The organism is Virgibacillus sp. LDC1, from assembly GCF_025792345.1.
In the GTDB taxonomy this organism is placed as follows: domain Bacteria; phylum Bacillota; class Bacilli; order Paenibacillales; family Paenibacillaceae; genus Paenibacillus_AQ; species Paenibacillus_AQ lautus.
The window spans coordinates 1,797,296-1,818,449 of sequence record NZ_JAOXLZ010000001.1 but is presented as its reverse complement, the minus strand read 5'-3'; the positions used below and the strand labels follow the sequence as shown (position 1 = coordinate 1,818,449).

Here is a 21,154-nt window from a genome sequence, read left to right as displayed (position 1 = left end):
ACGAATCGACTTGGAATGATCCTTCAATGATTTTTGCTAATCATCCCTATTCCATATTAAGAAGGAGCGAATAACTATGAGCGGTCAAATGAATACGATGGAGATTGGAATGAGCACTTTCCTCCATGCAAATGCCGGAAATGGCGGTGTCTCGCATGCCCAGAGGCTGCGTCAAGCGATCGAAGAAATCCAATTGGCGGATCAGGTCGGCCTTGACGTCTATGCCATCGGCGAGCATCATCGCATCGAATACACAAGCTCGTCGCCAGCGGTCATTCTGGCAGCAGCTGCAGCTACAACAAAGCGGATCCGGCTCTCGAGCGCAGTGACGGTGCTATCTTCGGACGATCCGGTGCGGATATATCAGGACTTTGCAACGCTGGACGGTCTGTCGAACGGGCGAGCGGAGATCATGGCCGGACGGGGTTCGTTCATCGAATCGTTCCCGCTCTTCGGCTATGACCTGAAAGATTACGAGGAATTGTATGAAGAGAAACTGGAACTGCTGTTAAAGATTCGCGCTTCCGAAAAGGTGACCTGGCGTGGCGGTCATCGCCCGGCGATTGACAACATGGGCGTCTATCCTCGTGCACAGCAGGAGCCTTTGCCGATCTGGATCGGTACGGGCGGCAGCCCGGAATCGGCGGTTCGGGCCGGTTTGCTGGGACTTCCGATTACCTTCTCTATCCTGGGCGGAGCGCCGGAGAGATTCGCACCCTTGGTGGAGCTTTATAAAGAAGCGGCCGTGAAAGCCGGCCACGATCCGAATAAGCTGCAAATTGCTACGCATTCACATGGCTTTATTTCGGATACGGCACAAGAGGCAGCTAAGCGTTATTACCCTGTTATGGCCGCCCAAATGAACCAGCTTGGACGGGAACGAGGCTGGCCTCCTTATACACAAGACTCGTACGATGCAGCCCGCAGCCTTCACGGCGCTCTATATGTCGGAGATCCCGAATATGTCGCAGAGAAGATCGTGCTGCTGCATAAAAACCTTGGCTTGACTCGATTCATGATGTACATCGATTTCAGTTCATTGCCGCATCGCGACTTGCTAAGGACGATTGAGCTTCTCGGCACCAAAGTAGCGCCGATTGTCCGTAAGGAGCTCGCCCATCAGAAGTCTGACCATAACGCCTAAAGCAGAGGCGAACACTTGGAACGAGGAAGCTGAGTAGGCAGAGAAATGAAGCCGGCAATTTGAGCACTCATTTTTTTGAATATGATTTCTATAGATTTAGAAATATAGAAATAAAAAGGGGAGAAACATATGAGGAACTCATGGAAAATTTATATTCTGGCTATTGTCAGCTTTTTAGTCGGAACTTCGGAGTTTGTGATTACCGGCATTTTGGATAAGCTTGCAAGCGATATTGGAGTGTCGGTAGTAGCGGCCGGGCAGTTGATTACGGTCTACTCGCTTGCTTATGCCATCGGCACCCCGATTCTTATTGCACTTACGGCAAAAATGGATCGAAGAAAGCTTATGCTATCGGCTTTGGGATTATTTTTCGTTGGGAATTTGATCACTGTCACAACTACAGGCTACGGCATGCTGCTCGGAGCAAGAATTATTTTGGCGATCAGCACGGGGGTATTTATGGTCGTCGCCATGACGGTTGCCGCCAAAATGTCTCATCCTGGAAAACAGGGCAGCGCTATCGCCACGGTTTTAGTGGGCTTTAACCTCGCACTTATTCTAGGGGTCCCGCTTGGGAGGATCATTGCGGGCTCACATGATTGGAAAATCATCTTCACGGGAGTCGGGGCCCTAAGCTTGGTCGCGATGGCGGTCCTTTTGCTTACGATTCCGAAATCGGAAGGAGAGGCTCCCGTTCCTATTCGGGAACAGCTTGCCTTATTAAAAAGCCCCCGAATCGCTGTCGCGCTTTCCATCAGTTTTTTCTGGATATTGGGCTATACGATGCTGTACACCTATATAACGCCGTTTCTTCTGGACATTACGGGGATGAGCGAAGGGATGGTCAACGTCGGGTTGTTTGCGTTTGGACTGGCCAGTCTCATAGGCTCCCAAGTTGGCGGCTACGGTGCAGATAAATGGGGTATCCCCCGTACGATGATTGGGGGCCTGCTCTTTCACTCCGGAATATTATTGTTACTGACTGCGTTCTCCCACTCGTCCATGTTCGTGTTGCCTTTGCTTATGTTATGGTCCTTTTTTGCTTGGTCGATGGGGCCGGTTCAACAGGTTTATTTAATCGGCATGGCTCCTCAGGCTTCGGGGATCGTCCTGAGTTTGAACAATTCGATCGTGCAGTTGGGCATGGCCGTAGGGGCTGTAATTGGGGGTATCGTTGTAGAAAGCATCTCTCTTGCAGCAGTTAGTTGGTTTGGCGGAGTTGGCGTCGCAATGGCACTCATCCCGGCTATTATTTCTTTATCCATGCGTCGCCGATCTGCAGCGGCGGAACAAAGCGGAGCGTAAAGTACCTTCTTTCTCAGAAATGAAAATACCGCCTAAGCGTTGTTGAATAACGCTTAGGCGGTGTTTTCATACTCATGGAGAACATTGCGTTTTTTTGAGTGCAGCGTACCGTGATTTTAGTTCATTCAGACGCCCTAAATACAAGTTCACCCAACGGGAAGGCAGTTACACACCTCAAACGAATTAATACACGGTAATATTTCCGCACCAGAAGAAAAGTACCTTTGTGCAGGAGCGGATAGGAGTTAATCAATTGTCCATCTTTCAGCTTTAAGCTGAGATCCTTGAATCGTTTCCCGTTTAAAGGATGGGAGGGCGCTTCGGAGTCGGGTGCATAATGTACATCCATGGCGGTAATCTGCAGCAACTGCTAATCGATTATCAGAGCACTTCAGAGGAGCATATCAGTTGCCGTGGATGTCGAATTCTTTGGTGTCCTCTAAAATTGTTTTACCACATCATCTGAATCAGTGGAGTGAGCCAGCTCTTTCTGTGCTTCCAGAGCGGCGAGTCTGTCCAGCAGGGCTGCCCGGATTTGCTCATAGGCGTCACTGCCCAACGCCATACGTATCGGACCCTCTCCCTGGTCGACTCGGCGGATAATCTGCTGCGCCATTTTATCCGGATCGCCTACAACCATTTGATTGAACATGCTCATATCTATACCAGGCAGTTCTCCCTTCATCAGGCTAACGAATTGGCCCGCCTCCGTATCCCGGTATTCGTCCATCCGCTCGCCGAATACGGCGTTGCTTGTAATGAAATTCGTTCGGATTCCGCCGGGCTCCACCATAGTGGTCTTAATATTGAACGGAGCCACTTCCTTAGCTAGCGCTTCAAAGGCTCCTTCGACCGCCCATTTCGTAGAGCAATACAGTCCCATACCCGGAATAGAATAATGACCCGCCATACTCGAAATCTGTACCATGTGACCGCCGCCCTGCTTACGGAAAAAGGGCAGGACTGCACGCGCTGCACGCAGGGAGCCAAGCACATTGGTCATAAACTGATGCTCAATTTGCCTGTCGCTTGCTTCTTCCACTGCGCCATACAAGCCATAGGCTGCATTATTGACAAACACATCGATCGTGCCCAGTTCTAAAAATGCACGTTCCACCACTTCAGCAATTTGCTGAGAGTTTGTCAGATCTAAATTAGCCTGCCAAAGTTGTGAGCCATACTGTGCCTGCAGATCATCCAGCACCCCCGGCTTGCGTACCGTTGCGGCTACACGGTCCCCTCTATCAAGCAACTGGCGAGTTATACGTGAACCCAAGCCTCCTGATGCTCCTGTAATGAACCAAGTTTGCATGCTAAACACCCTCCATTCGTTGTCATCCACTGAATTATACAAACAACTAGAGGGAGCTAGCCACAGCACGTCTATTCTATTAACGGGAGTAACAGTCTACGGTAGCTGCCTGTCCTGCTCAAGTAAACGCAATAATCTCTCCTCCGTACCTGAACCGGGCACCGGAACAAAGAAACACCAGTGCAGTCCCGGGTCATTATCGATTACAGCCGCGGAATGGAGCTCGAACTCCATCTCCTGTGCGTCAGGAACACGGAATAAAGCGGTGGCTACGCGTTTTTGTTTGATTTCATATAGCTCCCAGAAATGTACGAACTCCACGCTTTCCCGCATCAAGCGTTCAAACCGTTCCATATATAACGGGTTGTTCTTGTAAAGATCGAAGCCTGCCCGCAGAATGGCTACAGAGTAACGGGCAGCGCCTTCCCAATTCACCAGTCTGTTGCGGTAATCAGGCTTTAAAAACATAATGTCCATCATATTCCGTTCGTTGTCCGGCAGACTGCCGAAATCGGCTACGATCAGTTCAGCCGCCCGATTCCAAGCGATAACATCCGTACCTTCGTCTGTGATAAAAGAAGGATAATGCAGTTGATTTACGATTTTCTGCAGAACTCCCGTATCCGGCCCACCGTTATTTGGCACTGTGACGAAGCTCGCCACATCTACATTGGCCAGATCGAATAGATGCTTCTGCTCGTCTTCGTCAAGCTGAAGCGCTTTGCTGATACTTAGCAGCACTTCCGGCGAAGGATTAACCTCCTTGCCTTGCTCCAGCCAGGCATAGTAAGTCACGCTTATATTGGCAAGATAAGAGACTTCTTCTCTTCGAAGTCCCGGAGTGCGTCTTCGTCCGGGCAGCGGCTGAATCCCGGCCTCTGAAGGCTGCAACCGTTCTCTGCGCGATTTAAGGAAGTCACCCAATGCGGATGAGGAACGATTCATTTTCAAGTGGGTCACCTCTATTTACTCATATGGAAGATACATATCGCTATTAACCAAATAGACCAAAAGCACACTATACATGATTATTATAGTCTCTGTTGAATGTCGTTTCTACAAAAGAGAACCATAACGAGTACGGAGGCTGTTAATCCGCTGAATTGTTCTAATGTGTCTTGTTCCAAGTAAACGGATTTTATTTCAATGCCTGACGATTGTTGATCATGTGGTGTTGCCGGCAATTTTATATTTTACAAAACGTGAATTCTCATCTGGAGCATAAATGGGTTAAACTTACCGGGTACAAGAACTCAATAATCATAAAGCAGCTTAGTATTAATTCGGTTTGAAAAAAAGTCGAGTCTGTGCTACTATCAGAAAAATAAAAATATAGCGAAGAAGAGAAGGCTATGCAATAGCGTTTATGTCCAGAGAGCGGAGGGATTGCTGAAACCTCCGTCATAATGCATGTATAGTGTCGTCTCGGAGCTGTTGACCGAACGCGGAAGGCGTGATTGCACGCCCGCAAGTAGGATCAACCGGCCTGGCATCCGTTAACATGCTGCAGGTATAGCATCGGCTTTACCTCATGAGACTGCAATTGCGAGATTGCAGTAAACCTGGGTGGTACCGCGAACATTCCCCTTTCGTCCCAAGGCTTCAAGCAGTAGCTTCGAGCCTTGGGAAGGAAGGGGTTATTTAATACCAACAGGCGATGAAGAGAAAGCCGGCAAGGGCGGTTATGCCCAGAGAGCAGAGGAAACGCTGAAACCTTTGCCTTAACCCTTTGTATGGTGTCGTCTCGGAGCTGTTAACCGAAAGCGCGGCTGGTCTCTTTCCATACCCGCAAGTAGGCTTAACCGAAATGGTGCTCGTTAACGCGCCGCAGGTAAGGCATCGGCCTTACCTCATGAGGCTGCATTCGCGAGGGTAGCAGCGAACTTGGGTGGTACCGCGAAAAAATCCCCTTTCGTCCCTGTGTGAGCTGACCGCTGTCAGTTTGCTCAGGAGGAGAGGGGGTTTTATTTTGCAAAGGAGGCTGCCCAATGGAACAGCAATTAGGAATGAAGAATGAAACAACGACGCCATCAGAGGAATATATCACCGGTTCGGAGGTGCTTTTGCGCGGCTTGCTGCAGGAAGGCGTAGAGTGCGTATTCGGTTATCCTGGAGGAAATGTGCTCTATATCTATGACGCGATGGTACATCAGCCGGATTTCAAGCATATCTTGACCCGGCACGAACAAGGCGCGATCCACGCGGCGGACGGCTATGCTAGGTCGACGGGGAAGGTTGGGGTATGCATCGCGACATCCGGTCCAGGAGCAACAAATCTGGTGACCGGGATTGCAACCGCCTATATGGATTCGGTGCCGCTGGTGATCATAACGGGGAACGTATCTACGAATTTCATGGGCACGGATGCTTTTCAGGAAGCGGACATTATTAGCATCACGATGCCGATTACGAAGCACAGCTACATGGTTCGCGATGTACAAGACCTTCCTCGCATCATCCATGAAGCGTTTTACATTGCAAATACGGGCCGCAAAGGCCCTGTCTTGATCGATATTCCAAAAGACGTGACCAACCAGCGGATGGCGTATCGACCAGCGGACACGGTTCAGTTGCGCGGATACCATGGAGCCCCGGAACCGAATCCGGCAGAAATGGATGCGCTGCTTGAGGCGATTGCAGAAGCGCGCAAGCCGGTTATTATCGCGGGCGGCGGCGTTGTCTATGCGAACTCCTCGCAGGAATTGATCAAATTCGTCCACACTACCCGGATTCCGGTCGCGACGACCCTGCTTGGCCTCGGCGGGTTTCCGAGCGATGACGAGTTGTGGCTGGGCATGCTCGGACATCATGGCGTATATGCTGCGAACATGGCGGTGCAGAATGCGGATCTCATTATTTCGATCGGCTCGCGTTTCGATGATCGGGTCACGATGAGACTGGACGGATTTGCGCCCCAGGCCAAACGTATCGCCCATATCGATATCGATCCGGCGGAAATCGGCAAGAACGTCAAGACAGATCTCGCGTGCATCGGCGATATTAAAAACGTGCTGGCTTATGCGAACACGAAAGCGCAAGCAGCCCAGACGGTCACCTGGCTTGAGCAGCTTCAAGAGTATAAGGTGCAGCATCCGCTTCGGTATACCGATTCGGATACCGTCATTAAACCGCAATATGTGCTCGAAATGATTAGCGAGACGACGCAAGGAGAGGCAATCATCACCACCGATGTAGGCCAGCACCAAATGTGGACCGCTCAGTTTTACCGCTTCAAGCATCCTCGCTCGCTCATCACGTCGGGCGGACTTGGCACGATGGGCTTTGGCTTTCCGGCAGCGATCGGCGCTCAAGTCGGAAATCCAGATCGTCTCGTCGTCTCGATCAACGGCGACGGGGGCATGCAGATGTGCGCGCAGGAGATGGCGATTTGCGCGATTCATCAGATTCCGGTCAAGATCGTGGTCTTGAACAACCAGGTGCTCGGCATGGTTAAGCAGCAGCAGGAATTGATGTACGAACGACGCTACAGCCAGATTGATCTTTCGGGCAGTCCGGACTTCGTCAAGCTTGCCGAAGCATACGGAGTCAAGGGATTAAGGGCAACGAACAAGGCTGAAGCCACCAAGGTCTGGCTTGAGGCGCTGCAGACGCCAGGACCTGTGCTCGTCGAGTTCGTCATCCCAACCAATGAGAACGTGTACCCGATGGTGCTTGCCGGCACGCCGCTGGACCAAATGATTCTAGGGTACGACGAATAATTGCGCTGAAGAGAGTCGTTACGCCTCCGGACCGCTCCCGCGGTGCTCAGGCATGGAACGTGGTGGGGATAAGTTAACGGGGATGATAGCTCGGAAACATACGGCAGCCGGCAAGGTGATCGGCTGCTGTTTACGTTGAAGTAACGCGGAGGAGAGCGAAGTAGCGATACGTTTGGTGAACTTGAGGGAAAACCTAGGGGCGTAAAAGAGTTTGGACAGTTCAACTATACGAATACACCTCTGAAGGAAATACAAAGCGGACAAGAAATGGTAATAGAAAAGAGGGGCAGAGAACCCTCTTTTTTCATCGTTGTAAACTAGTGGGCATTTGCCCATTTTGCTTACCTGTAACTAGGCAGTTGCATAGGATAAATGGTCAATAAGAAAATCACTAGAAGGAGTATAAGTATGTACCCTAATTCAGGTTATCAGCATCCATGGCAGTATCCAATGCAATGCTATTGGTATAACAATTGGAACCCCCACTATTTCAATTGGAACAATCGAAACCATAATCCATTTGGAAACATTACACTACAGGATTATGGAACAAGACCATTTGTTGTGAATATTGACCAAGCAACCAAACAAAACCATAACTACCGTACTGCTATTTGGACAGGCAAGTATTTTCAAGTAACTTTGATGAGTATTAATGTTGGTGAAGACATAGGTTTGGAAGTTCATCCGACAACTGACCAATTCATACGGATTGAAGAAGGTCAGGGACTTGTTCAAATGGGTGACCGCAGAGAAAACTTAGATTTTCAAGTGATGGCGTACGATGACTATGCAATTATGATACCTGCAGGAAAATGGCACAATATAACTAATACAGGTAATCGCCCTCTTAAAGTTTATGTTATCTATGCGCCGCCTGAGCATCCATATGGCACAGTTCATGAAACGAAAGCAATCGCTCATGGAACGACGTAAGTAAACATAGCTTTTGGAGTATGAAATAAAAACGTTAGATTCGTTACTGGAACGTCGCTTTTCTAACCGCTCGTTAGGGCGGTTATTTACGTTCGGCAAGCATTTTTGAAATATTTCAGACGTGGATTACACCCTTAAAGTCTTCTCTATGCCTAATTTGCAAACGACCAGGCACCGCATGCTTTTATTCGTTGTTCTTAGTTTTAGCGTCCGTCCCAGATTTATCATGGGAGGTTACATTCATCAAGGTGCTCATGATTCGTCTATTCACGTTCAGCGTAACGCTCAACTCTTATGGGAAGACGTCTAGCAATGTAGTCCAGACGGAATCGGATATGGACGCTTTACTTACGAAATGGCTTGCAAAATATGAACGATCTTCCTTTCCATATCGGAGTCGTCAATCATCTTCAGATATTCAGGTTTGAGCAATTGATACTGCTTCATGTAGTAGAAATCCATAATCGCTCGTTTCACAGTGATATCATACTGAATCGAAAAAGATGGCTCGATAAAGCGTCGCAGAACAGCGTCATCTTGAACCATAAACAACACGGCATTCAATCTGTTGAAAATCTGTTGCTCCATACCGGATTCAAAAAAAGTTTGTAAGCTTTTATTCCGATTTTGCAGGGCAACGGACAGATTCTCAAAATGCTGTGGATAAAATTCCTTCAGATCTTGCAAGAACAAATCAGAGATATACGCGGCACACATTAAAGATTGTAAAAATGTTAATTGAAAACGATCCAAAAAAGAGACGGAATCGTCTTTCACAACGGTGTCAGCCTTCTTCGAATAATCAATGTAATAATCCACGACTTGTTCGATGATGTCGTCTTTGGAGGAAAAATGCTTATAGAGTGTCACTTTGCTGATATCCATATATTTTGCGAGATCGTCGACTTTCAGTTGGCTGAATTTTGTTTTTCTTATAATGGGTTTTATTTTTTCCACATAGGTATCTACACTCACAGCTTTTCTCACGGATAAGTACCTCCCTTTGATGCCTATAAAACACATTATAACAAATTTGCTGACCTTTATGTATGAAATTAATTAAATGAACTAAATTAATTAATTTTGTTTACTTAATAAATTTACTGATGTATAATCGCTCCTGTACCTAATCATCCGATTACGGATTATACAAAGGGAGGACGATTTAAATGGAACCATTCAGTAAGGGCAAATTCTCTGACAAAAAGGTCGTGATCACGGGAGGCAGCAGCGGAATCGGCCTTGCGACGGCGAAGCTGCTAGTGGATGAAGGCGCACACGTTCTGATTACTGGACGTACTCAGGCGACGCTGGATACGGCTCGTGAACAACTCGGAAGCCACGCGATCGCGGTCTTAAGCGATGCCGCCTCATTGAAGGATATCGCCGCATTAGCCGATCGAGTGAAGGCTGAATTTGGAACAATAGATGCCCTGTTCGTTAACGCTGGTGTCACGGGGTTTGTCCCTTTCGAGACAATGACCGAAGAAAAGTACGACGAGATACTTACAATCAATGCCAAAGGGCCGTACTTTACCGTACAGAAACTCGCTCCGTTGCTGGGCTCAGGTAGCGGGGTAGTCCTTACCACCTCAATCGTGAACGTAGTGGGTCTCCCAATGCTCAGTGCTTACGCAGCTAGTAAGGCAGCGCTGCGCTCCATGACTCGAGGTCTGGCGCGCGAGTTATTACCTCGAAATATTCGCGTCAACGCAGTCAGTCCCGGCGTTATTGACACAGGCATCATGGAAAAGTCTATGCCGGAAGAAGCTGCCGAGCAGACAAAGGCACAGATGAGACAGCAGATCCCAATGCTGCGATTAGGCGATCCAGTTGAGGTAGCCAAGGCTGTTGCATTCCTAGCATTTGAGGCCACCTATACCACCGGGGCTGAGTTCCCTGTCGATGGAGGCGGCTCCCAGATATAAGCTCCTCAGTTCGAGCACACCTGACTATTAAAGCGAGGGCAGGGGGCATAGGTTCCCCTCATGACCCCCTTGCCTTCTAGTGAACTTTATAGTTTAGGATTTCTTTGTTTTCCTTGGAAGACCGTTCGAAATCACAGAGAACGCGATTTTATCAGAGCAAAATGGAGGGGAGATCACAATGGAGAATACCATGCGGACAATCCGGTTCCACGAATACGGAGAACCAACGGATGTCTTGTGCTTAGATGAGGTGGCGATCCCAGAGCCAGGGCCGGGACGCATTCGCGTGAGAGTACGCGCTTGCGGCTTAAATCCGGTTGACTGGGTGACGTGTCAAGGCCATTTTGCCGCTCAATTGCCCTTGCCTCGCGGAATCGGGCTGGACGTGGCTGGTATTGTAGACGCAATCGGAGAGGGCGTAACCGATGTTGCCATCGGCGATTCCGTTCTGGGTGCCGCAGATTTCATGAATGGATCGAGCGCCGGTGCGTCGGATCAAGCGATTATGTACTACTGGTTCCGCATGCCGGCCGGACTCGACTTTGTTCAAGCTGCAGCGTTGCCAATGGCAGTCGAAACGGCTTACCGTGGCATTGATACTCTTGGGGTGAAATCGGGTCAGACCGTACTCGTGCACGGAGCCGGCACCACGGTAGGGTTCGCTGCCGTTCAAATTGCCCTCATGCGCGGTGCCAGTGTGATCGCAACCGCTGGGCCCACCTACGCCGACAAGCTCCACGCAATGGGGGCGTTGGTGACCTCGTACGGTGATGGAATGGTCGAACGAGTGACCGAACTGGCAAAGCAGCCGATTGATCTTGCCCTGGATGCTGCACCAATCAGCGGTTCATTGAAAGATCTGGTCCAAATCGTCAACGGGCATCCCCAGCATGTCCTAACCGTCAGCGATTTCGCCGCAGCCGTTGAACTTGGCGTTCGCACCAGCTATGGAGAACTACATACCGCACGGTATGACGTTGTCGGCGACTTTGCCGGGTACGCAGCGGACGGCAAGTTCACGATTCCGGTCGCGAAGACTTTCGAACTCGACGAATGGCGTTCAGCTGTCGAAATCAGCCAGAGCGGAGGCGCCCATGGCAAACTGATCCTCCTGCCCGACTCCGACTGATGAGCACATATAACCGATGAAATTCTGAATGAAGGAGGACATGCATTGAGTAAGAACCAACGAGAACATATTGCACTGATTACAGGCGCAAGTAACGGGATCGGGTTGGCATTGACCCGGAAAATGCTGTCGGAGAACTGGCAGGTGGTTACTTTGAACCGGTCGGATTTTCCAGCAGACGATAAATTCCTACAAAATCATCTCAAGGAAGGACGCCTCCGAGCTTATAAAGTGAAGGATCTCACCGATTATGGCAGCTTGAGACACGCTTTGGACGAAATAAAAAGCAAGGAACAACGGATCGATATTTTGTTTAACAACGCCGGAGGAGGCTTAAGTGAGCTGCGCTATTCGAAACAAGGCCGCGAATTGCATTATGAATTGTTGACGGTTGTTCCTTTTATTACTCTGATGGAATTGAAGGAGCTGTTGAAGAACGGCCGCTTAAAAACGGTGATTAACACTTCGTCGCAGGTGTTTAGATTTACGAAGGAGTTTTCGATCGAAAAATTGGAGCGTCCCAAAACTTTCCGCAAAATGTATGGACCCTATGCGACATCAAAGCTGGCTCTTTCGTTGTGGACCCAAGCCGTCGCACCGCAGCTTGCAAAGGAGGGCATCAAGCTCCGCAGCGTTGACCCGGGCATAAACAACACGCTAAGAAAAGGAAAAGATTCAGGACTGACCGCAGGGTTTGAACGGTTTATGAAGTTTTTTTCCTCTCCGCCTACTCATGGAGCCAATCTATTATATGAGGGAGCCCTAGGCAAACACAGCAATGAGACCGGCGTGTTTCTGTTCAAAGATCGGATTACGGACGTGAAATTTACAGAACATGCACAACGAGTGCTAGAAAAAATCACCTATATATATAGCCATGAATTTCTTGGCGGGAGTTTTCAAGTTAATGGCTGAGTTCCAAAAGATTGTTGCTTACAAGGCCATCTACTTCGTAGTCACATCGTGGAAGAAGTGGAAGAAGGCTTTGAATCGATCGAAATAAGCGTTCACGTTTTGGGTATCATACGGAGCAGTCATTATATTTATAAGCTCAGTCAGTTTTTACTGGTTGAGCTTTTCGTTATGTGCCCAACTGCCTGCCAGCGTACCAATTATTTTCTTTACTTACGAGAGGATCGAGGCGTATAATTCGTTCAGACATCGGAGTGAGAAGAGGAGAATTGATTATGAACAATGGGTTGGTCAACGCTATTATCGCGTATATCATGTGGGGGGTCCTCCCGCTTTATTGGAAGTTGTTTGACGAAGTACCTGCAGGAGAAATTCTATCACATCGGGTTGTCTGGTCGTTTGTCTTCATGGGGATTCTCGTCGCCGTCCAGCGCCGCTGGGGTGACATGAAGCGGATTGCGGCTAGTCGCTCGCTCCTGCTGTCGCTCGCCGCCAGCGGACTGCTGATCGCAGCTAATTGGCTCATCTTCATCTGGGCGGTCAACAATGGCCATGTCGTCGAGACAAGTCTCGGCTATTATTTGAACCCGTTGCTGAACGTGCTGCTAGCGGTCGTCTTCCTTCGTGAGAAGCCAAACCGCGGCCAATGGCTCGCGATTGCCATCGCTGGCGCTGCGGTGCTTATCATCGCCATCGACTACGGGCGGTTCCCGTGGATCGCGATCTCGCTAGCCGTGTCGTTTGGCTTGTACGGCCTCGCGAAGAAGAAGATCGTACAAGACGCTTCTGTAGGCTTGCTGTCGGAGACGGCTGTAGTCCTGCCCCTCGCGCTCGGCTACTGGATCTATTTGGCCGCCGCGGGAAAGACGACGGCATGGACGCTGCCTCCGTCCATGTTCGTCGAACTGCTTCTTTCCGGCGTAGTAACGGCGCTGCCGCTGCTCTTCTTTGCTCGGGCGGCTGCCCGGATGACGCTGTCTACGCTCGGCTTCGTACAATACATCGGCCCGACGATCATGCTGCTACTGAGCGTATTCGTGTTCAAGGAATCGGTCTCGCCGGTTCTGCTCGTCGGCTTCGCGCTCATCTGGACAGCGCTCGTCGTATACGCTACGGCATCGGTTCGCAGCACGAAACTCGCGAAGGTGAGCTGACTTCAAAGGCGCCCCGGTACCGTCATAACAGCCATTTCCGTCCGATGGGGCGGAGATGGCCGTTTTCCGTTTGTGGTGTTATCTGGCATACCTGAGCACGTTGCTGAACAAACGGGTACGATAGTTCAATAAGGAAGTCTACAACAGAAACACTGAAGGAGCTGTCATAAAGCAGCTCCTTTTTACAAGCTCACAAAATAAGTTGTTTGGTACATATGTCCTGCCTGGTGATAAGCTAACGGGCAGATTAGTGGAACAAAGAGGAGGAAGGCTGATTAAGGGAACATTGTAATTTAAGAATTACGCGACCACGGCCAACCTTAGTAAAAACTATAATTTATATAGATTAAGAAAAGGGTTGGTTTAAAGCCGATAAAAGAAGAAACAAGTGGAATCGGTATATTTTATCCAGAAAAAACACCAACGCAAAGAATAGGAGTTCAGCCTGATATTCGTCTTGATCCAACCCTTCGAATTTTTAAAACCCGTTTGACTTCATCATCAACGGGTTTTTGCTTTTGCTATTAGTAATAGAACGTATATATATAATTATTAATTAAAATCACTACAGCTGTGAGTGAGAACAATTATTTTTTTTATACCAGTTCTACACCAAACCAGATCCGACGAGTACAGCTATCGGGGGGACAAGAACATAGTCTGATTACTGATTAGATAAGCATTTAACTACTTTCTTGGCTCTAATCTTGAAACGACTAGACAGAAGGTGCAGCGGAGGGACGGGTCAAGTACTTCTTCTATGGGACTATCTATTGAAAAATCACCCGTAATGACGTTGCATGCATATATCTGCAGTTTTCGAGAAGCGATGTATTCGGGTTTTTTGGGGTATTCCGAACAGGATTATATATATTTTTTCCTCAGCCCATTTACCTAAACTACAAAAAACCACACCACATTGTTGCGTCCAACAATTGGGGTGCAGTTCATTTGCGTTCTGCTTTTTTGTTAAGGATGGATATGATCCGAAAAATCAACTTAGTGAGCAGAGTCTTTTATCAAATATTCCATGTTTAGCATACCCTTTAATTCGGTGACTGCACCGCCGAATGCCGTGATGCCATGCTGGACAATACAAACACGGCAATGATGGCGATGAGTACGCCGAGTACCCCGAACCAGGTAATGGATGCCAAAGAAACACGGTTAACGATCAGCCCTCCGATTCCTGCACCGACAGCCATGGCAAGCTGCATCATGGAACTGTTCAAGCTCAGCATGACACCCGAGGATTCAGGAACAAGCTTGACCAGGTTAAATTGCTGCGCCGGAGCGGATGACCAGGCGGCAAAAGACCATAGGATCAAAATGGCGAAAACGGCAATGACCGACTGTCCGACTAAGGATAGCAAAATCAACGAAATGACGTGAAGCACCATACCTGAAACGAGCGTGAATATAATGCCTCGTTTATCCGCGCTGTATCCGCCGACTTTCGAGCCCATCAAACTGGCAATGCCGAACACGAACAGAGCTGCGCTAATCAATGACTCATTTAAATGAGTCACCTCTAGCAGAAAAGGGGAGATGTAAGTATAGGCAAGGGAATATCCGCCCAACCAGAAAAAAGTAATCGCTAAAGCAACCAAAACCTGTGGTTTTTTTAACAAAGCAAATTGATTGATCAAAGGGACAGGTTTGTCGCCCTGCATACGTGGAAAAACCGCAGCAATGACAAGCATGGCAATGACCCCGACAATTGCGATGGTCAGAAATACCGCTTTCCAGCCAAAAGCCGAGGCTACCATTCTGCCGAGTGGGACGCCGATGATGAGCGATGCGGTAATGCCCATGGTGACATTGGCGATGGCGCTGGCTTGCTTGCCTGGCGGAGCGATTTTGGCGGCGATACTGAGCGCGTTAACGGTGACCACCCCGGCGCCTAACGCCGTAATGATTCTGGCGGCTATGAAGAGACCTAAGCCGGACAATATAAATGTCAGCAGATTTGCGACAATAAAGAGGCCCAGCGAATAAAGTAGGAGCTTACGCCGGTCCATTTTGGCCGTCAGCGCCATTAAAATAGGCGTGCCGACCGCATAGGCCAGGGAATAGACTGTAATGAGCTGGCCTGCTGCCGCAACGCTTGTTCCCATCGTCTCTGCGATCCGGTCCAATATCCCGGAAATGATGTAATTGGATGTTCCAACTAAAAAGCTGACCAAGGCTAGAACGTAAACTTTCCATGTGCTCTTCATAATTCACTCTCCTGATGTGTTTAAATAACTATGTTTTCAAAGATATCGAAATATAAATCGAAATTTATGCGTATATCAGCATATACTCATATATTGGTTAATTGTAATCATCAAATCAAAGAAGCCCCCAGCTTGTTGACTGGCTCCTCTGCTGCTTCTGCTAATTCATAGCATTATTCAGATTGAATGCGATCGGAAGCAGCCTCTGCTTCAGCTCCGGCGAGTCGATAACGAGAAACCGCCACGGCTGCAGGTTAGCGGCTGAAGGGGCGAGTGTGGCTTGCCGCAATTTTTCGGTCAATTCCTCCCGCGAAATCTTGGTCTCGGGATCATAGCTACGAACCGACCGACGTTCTTGGATAACATCAAAAAAAGTTGGTGCTCCATCGTTAGTGACGGTTGTGAAACCGACATGGTTCTCTCCTCCTTTTGGAAAAGTGGTATTCTGCATTTTGTTTCAATACAACATTAGTTGTTTGAACAACACTTGTTGTATTTATATGTTATGATAACAACCGAATGATACGCAATCATCAATAACCATAAACCGTTGTATAGACAACACCATCTCTATAATGTCGTTTTATTAGGGGGGATTTTAACTATGACAATTAAAAAGAATGATGCTGATCCTCGTGTGATACGTACACGGCGACTCCTTCAAGACGCGTTTGCTTCATTAATTCAAGAAAAAGACTTTGAATCGATAACCGTTAGGGATATTGCAGAGCGGGCTACTGTTAACAGAGCGACTTTTTATGCGCACTTTGTAGATAAATTCGAAATTCTAGAGGCCAGACTAATGGAATCCTTTATGACAATCATAAATCGTAGAATAAGCGGTCACGAAGTATTAAATGAAGAAACCATTCAGAGTATTTTTCTGGGTGTATGCGATTTTCACAAGAGTCTAAGCACTATGTGCAAAAGAAGGTATACATCGCTTGGAGCTGTATTCGAAATTCAAATAAAGGAAAAAATTCAAACGATACTTCTTTCCTTTATAGACAAAGACAAGATGCTATCGAGTCCAAACGCGCAATTCTTAATAAATACAGCTTCTATCATGTTAAGTTGGGGGATGTATGGAGCGGCTTACGTTTGGAACAATGAGGGGCGTCTAATAAGTGCGGAATCATTCGTTAAACAGACTATGCCCTTAGTGATGAACGGAGCCAAAGAACTGCTCGGATAGGTCCTGTAGGTCTACATCGGCAGCCTGTTAACCTAACGTGCAGGAAGTGCGAGGAGGATGTGGAATAAATATACAAACGTTACTGCATAAGGAGGTCGTCATATGCCATTTCCAACGCATATCGTAGCCACAGGCGGATTTGTAGAAGATGGGCAAGGAAATATACTTTTAGTAAAAACTCGTGACGGTGGTTGGGTTTACCCTGGTGGACAAGTGGAAGTTGGAGAAAATCTGATAGATGGTTTGATTCGTGAAATCAAAGAGGAAAGCGGAATTGATGTTTCTGTTGGCAGTTTAGTTGGTGTCTATTCGAATACAGGGATACAGAAATGGTATGACGACGTGACTGATGTTCCTACGCAAGTTGGATTTGATTTCGTATGTCAGCCTATTGGTGGGGAATTATTATCTTTCTCTGAAGAAACAACCGACAGCCGTTGGGTAGCGAAGGATAGAGTTCTCGATTTGATTACACAGCCAAGTGTTCGCTTTCGCTATCAGGCTTATTTGGAGTTTAACGGAACTGTAAACTACGCGGACTACGTAAATAAGCCCGAGTTTACAATCAAACATCAAACATATATTTCGAAGTAGATTGTTTCTCGTTGCTGAACAAACGGGCAGAATACCGTTAACGAACAGAAGTTGCCTGCGTCTAATAGCTGGTTGGAGAAAGATGAAAGGAGTTGAATGTAAAAGATGCCAGCATCATTTTCACATAAGCCCGAAGGATACGAATGTCCATTTTGTCGTGTTTGGGGTATCGAGCGACCTAATCAGGGAACAAAACAAAAGGAAATCATCTATCAGAATGAAAAGGTAACGGCATTTATAGCGAGCAAATGGTGGCCAAACAATAAAGGACATGTTCTTGTTGTTCCTAATCAACATTTCGAGAACATCTTTGAACTACCTGCGGATTACGCTGTTGAAATTCACCGCGCGGCTCAGCTTACCGCGTTTGCAATGAAAAGTACATATGGATGTGATGGGATTTCTACGCGGCAACATAATGAGCCTGCTGGCAATCAAGACGTGTGGCATTATCATCTCCATGTTTACCCTAGATATGTGAATGATCAACTTTATCTGACAAAGGGTTCTCAGACCGATCCAGATGAACGCTCTTTCTATGCTGATAAGTTGCGTTCTTGGATAAAAGAAAACATTTAAGGTCTAGGAGGAGCGAATGATAACCATAGTAGGAGATAAACCTGAGATTACGTGGGCCCTTACTAAACGGGAAACGTTAGTTCAATAGAAGACAAGAGAAGGAGCCGTTTACGAGATTGGCTGCCTTTGTTAATGTCGAACGACAAGAACATATAGACATTGAAAGCCGCATAATTTGCGGTCTTTTTGTTTTAAGTATTTCTAGCTCAATGACAAGAACTTATATATTTTACCGAATAGATGATTATCTAAGGTCAGGTGCGATCGCACCTTATTAAGCTAACGGGCAGTTTAGAACAATATTACAGAGGAGGACATAATGAAAAAGCAATATGTGTTGATATTGATTATGATTTTAACTTTGGTCGGATGCAATAATAAATCAATTTCGCTAACTGGGGAGAGTGATAGTTGGAGTGGCGAATACACAGCAAACATTAATGGAGATAAGGAAAGTGGAAATTTCATTTTTGGTTATAAAAATGCAACTGGCAAAGAACTTAATAATTTAGAAATTACCATTAATGATGGAGAACGCGTCCTTAAAGAGGGGAACCACAGAGGAGCAATAATAGAAATGCCTTCTAGTTGTTCAGGCTGTGCAGTAACGAACGAAACTATGCCTATTAAAGTAGAAATTAAATGGGATGACAAAGAAGAAACTTTTCACTTAAAAACAAAAGACCGATAGAGAAATCAAAGGAGCCTTTATAGTCATATTTATCCTTGGGACGAATCGAAGAGATTGAAGTCGGAGACTATGACGAGAACTTGGACCGATTGCCGAAATGGACAAGAACAAGAAAATGTTCCGATTACCGATTAGATTAGCAATCTGTAAGAAACAATCCGAACGGAAATGTACTATATTGTAGTTTATGTAGGCCCCTCTAAAGTCTAAAAGAATAAACGACAGACGCACACAAAGGAGTGAAGTTATGAAATTATTGCTCACATCTGCAGGCATTAATAACAAAAGCATACACGACTCGCTAGTTGATATGCTGGGTAAGCCGATCGCAGACTCCAACGCCCTCTGCATCCCCACCGCGATGTACGGACACCCCTGGGTAGGCCCCGGCGTCAAAGCCTGGCAGTTCATCAGCGGGAATTCCGAGAATCCCATGGTCGACCTGGGCTGGAAGTCCGTCGGCGTGCTGGAGCTCACAGCGCTGCCAAGCATCGACAAAAACCGCTGGGTGCCGCTAGTCCAGGAGACGGACGTCCTGTTGGTTGCGGGCGGCGACGCCCTCTACCTGTGCCACTGGATGCGGCAGTCCGGACTGGCAGACCTCTTGCCGTCTCTGCAGGCGGTTTATGTGGGACTGAGCGCCGGGAGTATGGTGATGGCACCTAACATCGGGGAATTCTTCGTTGGCTGGACTCCACCCACCGGTAGCGATGAAACGCTGAATCTGGTTGATTTTGCAATATTTCCGCATCTTGACCACGAGATGCTGCCGAGAAACACCATGGCTGATGCAGAGAGATGGGCCGCTGGGATGCAAGGGCAGACGTATGCGATTGATGATCAGACCGCCATCAAAGTGATCGACGGAGCGGTCGAAGTTGTCTCCGAAGGGAATTGGAAACATTTTTCGCCCTGATATACTCCGCTGTGGAGCTAATGGGAAACACTAGTTCAAATCAGAAAGATTAAAACCTTCTATTAGAAGCAAACTAGATTTAATAGTTCTAATAGGAGGTTTTGTTATGATTTTAAGTGAGTTATGGCGATTGTATGAGAATGATAAACGTATCCAAGGATTTAGTCCGAAAACATGGAAAGCACACGCCCTCCAGCATAAATGCTGATGAAGGAACTCGGTGACCTGGATATAACCGAGATAACTTTGACTCTGCAGAAGGAGCACTTAGCGAAGCAATCTAATCGGTTGAAGCCAGTCGGATTCGGTTTATTCGTTCCCTCAGTTTATAATCGATGAAGATGTATTTCACTTAAAGATCGATTTCAATCACTGAGGGAAAGGGCGCTACTAAGTTTCTCTACAGTACGGGCTGCCGGGTTGGAGAAGTAGAAAAGATAAATATCGAGAATCTTAACTGGGAAAACTGCTCCGCAATTGTTAATGGCAAGGGTTAAAGCAGAGAGAGGTTTATTTCACGACAGAGTGCAAAGTGTACTTAAGAAGTATCTGGCCAGCCGTGAAGACAACTGTAGAGCCTTATTCGTAACCGATACACATCCGAGTAGACGAATGACCATTCCAATTTTCGAGCTTAGCGCTTATAAGTACTACAAAATCAGGTTAATTAAGCTAACGGGCAGTTTAGTAGAATATCAAACTAAGAATTTTTTCTGGATTAGTAAAATACTCCATTTGTGATTAGCAATCCATAAGAAACAACCAAGCTGAAATGTCCTATAATGTAGTTAATGTAGAGATCCCTATGAACAAAGGAGAACTGAAAATGAGAAAGCTTGTTCTATTTTTGCACGCATCGCTTGACGGTTTTGTAGAAGGTCCGAACGGTGAAATGGACATTGGCTGGGTTTCCTACGATGCTGATTTGGAGAAACACGCAAAAGAAATTCTGAGTACTGCCGACACTGTTATTTGGGGACGTGGGACTTATCAGATGATGCACAGCTACTGGCCATCTGTGCCTTCGAACCCATCAGCTTCGGAGCATGAACGGAATCATGCCGAGTGGATCGAAAAGACAGCCAAAATCATTTTTTCCACGACGCTGGAGAAAGTCGAATGGAACAATTCCAGACTGGTGAAAGAAGATGTCGAGGAAGAGATCAAGAACCTCAAACAGCAACCAGGCAAGGATATGGTCATCCTCGGTAGTCCTAGGTTCGCACACTACCTTATGCACCTTGGTTTAATAGATGAGTATAAAATTACGGTTTCTCCCGTCCTGATCGGCAGCGGGTTGCCGTTATTCCAAGGTATCAAGGAGAAGAGCAATCTTAAACTTATCGAAAACAAGACATTTGATTCTGGAGCCATAGGCCTCGTTTACCAGACAATTAGATGACCTTGTCTCCAGAAGTAGA

18 protein-coding genes and 1 pseudogene are annotated in these 21,154 nt (G+C 47.3%); 14 read left to right on the top strand and 5 right to left on the bottom strand.

Features of this window, described 5'->3' with window-relative positions; genetic code table 11:
• The first annotated feature begins 76 nt into the window (after positions 1-76).
• Entirely contained in the window at positions 77-1,144 is a 1,068-nt protein-coding gene (locus OHJ21_RS08230) for an LLM class flavin-dependent oxidoreductase (protein WP_486019777.1), read from the top strand.
• A 129-nt stretch (positions 1,145-1,273) separates the two neighbouring features.
• Positions 1,274-2,449 carry an MFS transporter gene (locus OHJ21_RS08225; protein WP_486019776.1) on the top strand — a complete coding sequence of 392 codons (1,176 nt, stop codon included), beginning with the start codon at positions 1,274-1,276 and terminating at the stop codon, positions 2,447-2,449.
• Positions 2,450-2,888: 439 nt separating this feature from the next.
• Here the strand turns inward: OHJ21_RS08225 and OHJ21_RS08220 are convergent, their stop codons facing one another.
• Together OHJ21_RS08220 and OHJ21_RS08215 are read right to left on the bottom strand one after the other, a co-directional pair.
• The gene (locus OHJ21_RS08220) at positions 2,889-3,761 is read right to left on the bottom strand and encodes an SDR family oxidoreductase (RefSeq protein ID WP_326120925.1); all 873 of its coding nucleotides are present in this window, start codon (positions 3,759-3,761) and stop codon (positions 2,889-2,891) included.
• Between the two features lie 96 nt (positions 3,762-3,857).
• Positions 3,858-4,706 carry a helix-turn-helix domain-containing protein gene (locus OHJ21_RS08215; RefSeq protein ID WP_486021010.1) on the bottom strand — a complete coding sequence of 283 codons (849 nt, stop codon included), beginning with the start codon at positions 4,704-4,706 and terminating at the stop codon, positions 3,858-3,860.
• A 1,043-nt stretch (positions 4,707-5,749) separates the two neighbouring features.
• On the opposite strand from OHJ21_RS08215, the gene ilvB reads away from it, so the two are divergent.
• Positions 5,750-7,480 (top strand): biosynthetic-type acetolactate synthase large subunit, encoded by a 1,731-nt coding sequence (gene ilvB / locus OHJ21_RS08210; RefSeq protein ID WP_326120924.1) that lies wholly within the window; start codon positions 5,750-5,752, stop codon positions 7,478-7,480.
• 408 nt (positions 7,481-7,888) lie between these two features.
• Positions 7,889-8,416: a cupin domain-containing protein gene (locus tag OHJ21_RS08205; protein ID WP_100537210.1), complete on the top strand. Its 528-nt coding sequence runs from the start codon at positions 7,889-7,891 to the stop codon at positions 8,414-8,416.
• Positions 8,417-8,764: 348 nt separating this feature from the next.
• Here the strand turns inward: OHJ21_RS08205 and OHJ21_RS08200 are convergent, their stop codons facing one another.
• A complete protein-coding gene (locus tag OHJ21_RS08200; RefSeq protein ID WP_100537209.1) occupies positions 8,765-9,403 on the bottom strand; it encodes a TetR/AcrR family transcriptional regulator in 639 nt (212 codons plus the stop codon).
• Positions 9,404-9,585: 182 nt separating this feature from the next.
• On the opposite strand from OHJ21_RS08200, the gene OHJ21_RS08195 reads away from it, so the two are divergent.
• From OHJ21_RS08195 to rarD, 4 genes are all read left to right on the top strand, one after another.
• On the top strand, positions 9,586-10,344 hold the full coding sequence (locus tag OHJ21_RS08195) for an SDR family oxidoreductase (RefSeq protein WP_100537208.1): 759 nt from the start codon (positions 9,586-9,588) through the stop codon (positions 10,342-10,344).
• A gap of 190 nt (positions 10,345-10,534) precedes the next feature.
• Positions 10,535-11,473, top strand: a complete 939-nt coding sequence (locus OHJ21_RS08190) for an NADP-dependent oxidoreductase (protein ID WP_394057414.1) — start codon at positions 10,535-10,537, stop codon at positions 11,471-11,473.
• A 45-nt stretch (positions 11,474-11,518) separates the two neighbouring features.
• Entirely contained in the window at positions 11,519-12,388 is an 870-nt protein-coding gene (locus OHJ21_RS08185; RefSeq protein ID WP_486019774.1) for an SDR family NAD(P)-dependent oxidoreductase, read from the top strand.
• A gap of 272 nt (positions 12,389-12,660) precedes the next feature.
• Positions 12,661-13,539: an EamA family transporter RarD gene (rarD, locus tag OHJ21_RS08180; protein WP_100537205.1), complete on the top strand. Its 879-nt coding sequence runs from the start codon at positions 12,661-12,663 to the stop codon at positions 13,537-13,539.
• A 1,046-nt stretch (positions 13,540-14,585) separates the two neighbouring features.
• On the opposite strand, the gene OHJ21_RS08175 is transcribed toward rarD, so the two are convergent.
• Together OHJ21_RS08175 and OHJ21_RS08170 are read right to left on the bottom strand one after the other, a co-directional pair.
• The gene (locus OHJ21_RS08175; RefSeq protein WP_326113655.1) at positions 14,586-15,758 is read right to left on the bottom strand and encodes an MFS transporter; all 1,173 of its coding nucleotides are present in this window, start codon (positions 15,756-15,758) and stop codon (positions 14,586-14,588) included.
• A gap of 181 nt (positions 15,759-15,939) precedes the next feature.
• A pseudogene (locus OHJ21_RS08170) lies at positions 15,940-16,172 on the bottom strand (nitroreductase family protein); the annotation flags it as partial.
• A 190-nt stretch (positions 16,173-16,362) separates the two neighbouring features.
• Here OHJ21_RS08170 and OHJ21_RS08165 point away from each other — a divergent pair.
• From OHJ21_RS08165 to OHJ21_RS08140, 6 genes are all read left to right on the top strand, one after another.
• Positions 16,363-16,953: a TetR/AcrR family transcriptional regulator gene (locus OHJ21_RS08165; protein ID WP_486019772.1), complete on the top strand. Its 591-nt coding sequence runs from the start codon at positions 16,363-16,365 to the stop codon at positions 16,951-16,953.
• Positions 16,954-17,055: 102 nt separating this feature from the next.
• Positions 17,056-17,547 (top strand): NUDIX hydrolase, encoded by a 492-nt coding sequence (locus OHJ21_RS08160; protein WP_486019771.1) that lies wholly within the window; start codon positions 17,056-17,058, stop codon positions 17,545-17,547.
• A 105-nt stretch (positions 17,548-17,652) separates the two neighbouring features.
• The gene (locus tag OHJ21_RS08155; RefSeq protein ID WP_326096430.1) at positions 17,653-18,126 is read left to right on the top strand and encodes an HIT family protein; all 474 of its coding nucleotides are present in this window, start codon (positions 17,653-17,655) and stop codon (positions 18,124-18,126) included.
• 319 nt (positions 18,127-18,445) lie between these two features.
• A complete protein-coding gene (locus OHJ21_RS08150) occupies positions 18,446-18,817 on the top strand; it encodes a hypothetical protein (protein WP_486019770.1) in 372 nt (123 codons plus the stop codon).
• A gap of 247 nt (positions 18,818-19,064) precedes the next feature.
• On the top strand, positions 19,065-19,733 hold the full coding sequence (locus OHJ21_RS08145; protein WP_100537200.1) for a Type 1 glutamine amidotransferase-like domain-containing protein: 669 nt from the start codon (positions 19,065-19,067) through the stop codon (positions 19,731-19,733).
• Between the two features lie 826 nt (positions 19,734-20,559).
• A complete protein-coding gene (locus OHJ21_RS08140; RefSeq protein WP_486019769.1) occupies positions 20,560-21,135 on the top strand; it encodes a dihydrofolate reductase family protein in 576 nt (191 codons plus the stop codon).
• The last annotated feature ends 19 nt before the right edge of the window (positions 21,136-21,154 follow it).

Coding starts and splice junctions, on each gene's coding strand:
- OHJ21_RS08230 (WP_486019777.1), top strand. CDS start 77: ATGAGCGGTCAAATGAATACGATGGAGATTGGAATGAGCACTTTCCTC.
- OHJ21_RS08225 (WP_486019776.1), top strand. CDS start 1,274: ATGAGGAACTCATGGAAAATTTATATTCTGGCTATTGTCAGCTTTTTA.
- OHJ21_RS08220 (WP_326120925.1), bottom strand. CDS start 3,761: ATGCAAACTTGGTTCATTACAGGAGCATCAGGAGGCTTGGGTTCACGT.
- OHJ21_RS08215 (WP_486021010.1), bottom strand. CDS start 4,706: ATGAATCGTTCCTCATCCGCATTGGGTGACTTCCTTAAATCGCGCAGA.
- ilvB (WP_326120924.1), top strand. CDS start 5,750: ATGGAACAGCAATTAGGAATGAAGAATGAAACAACGACGCCATCAGAG.
- OHJ21_RS08205 (WP_100537210.1), top strand. CDS start 7,889: ATGTACCCTAATTCAGGTTATCAGCATCCATGGCAGTATCCAATGCAA.
- OHJ21_RS08195 (WP_100537208.1), top strand. CDS start 9,586: ATGGAACCATTCAGTAAGGGCAAATTCTCTGACAAAAAGGTCGTGATC.
- OHJ21_RS08190 (WP_394057414.1), top strand. CDS start 10,535: ATGCGGACAATCCGGTTCCACGAATACGGAGAACCAACGGATGTCTTG.
- rarD (WP_100537205.1), top strand. CDS start 12,661: ATGAACAATGGGTTGGTCAACGCTATTATCGCGTATATCATGTGGGGG.
- OHJ21_RS08175 (WP_326113655.1), bottom strand. CDS start 15,758: ATGAAGAGCACATGGAAAGTTTACGTTCTAGCCTTGGTCAGCTTTTTA.
- OHJ21_RS08165 (WP_486019772.1), top strand. CDS start 16,363: ATGACAATTAAAAAGAATGATGCTGATCCTCGTGTGATACGTACACGG.
- OHJ21_RS08160 (WP_486019771.1), top strand. CDS start 17,056: ATGCCATTTCCAACGCATATCGTAGCCACAGGCGGATTTGTAGAAGAT.
- OHJ21_RS08155 (WP_326096430.1), top strand. CDS start 17,653: ATGCCAGCATCATTTTCACATAAGCCCGAAGGATACGAATGTCCATTT.
- OHJ21_RS08150 (WP_486019770.1), top strand. CDS start 18,446: ATGAAAAAGCAATATGTGTTGATATTGATTATGATTTTAACTTTGGTC.
- OHJ21_RS08145 (WP_100537200.1), top strand. CDS start 19,065: ATGAAATTATTGCTCACATCTGCAGGCATTAATAACAAAAGCATACAC.
- OHJ21_RS08140 (WP_486019769.1), top strand. CDS start 20,560: ATGAGAAAGCTTGTTCTATTTTTGCACGCATCGCTTGACGGTTTTGTA.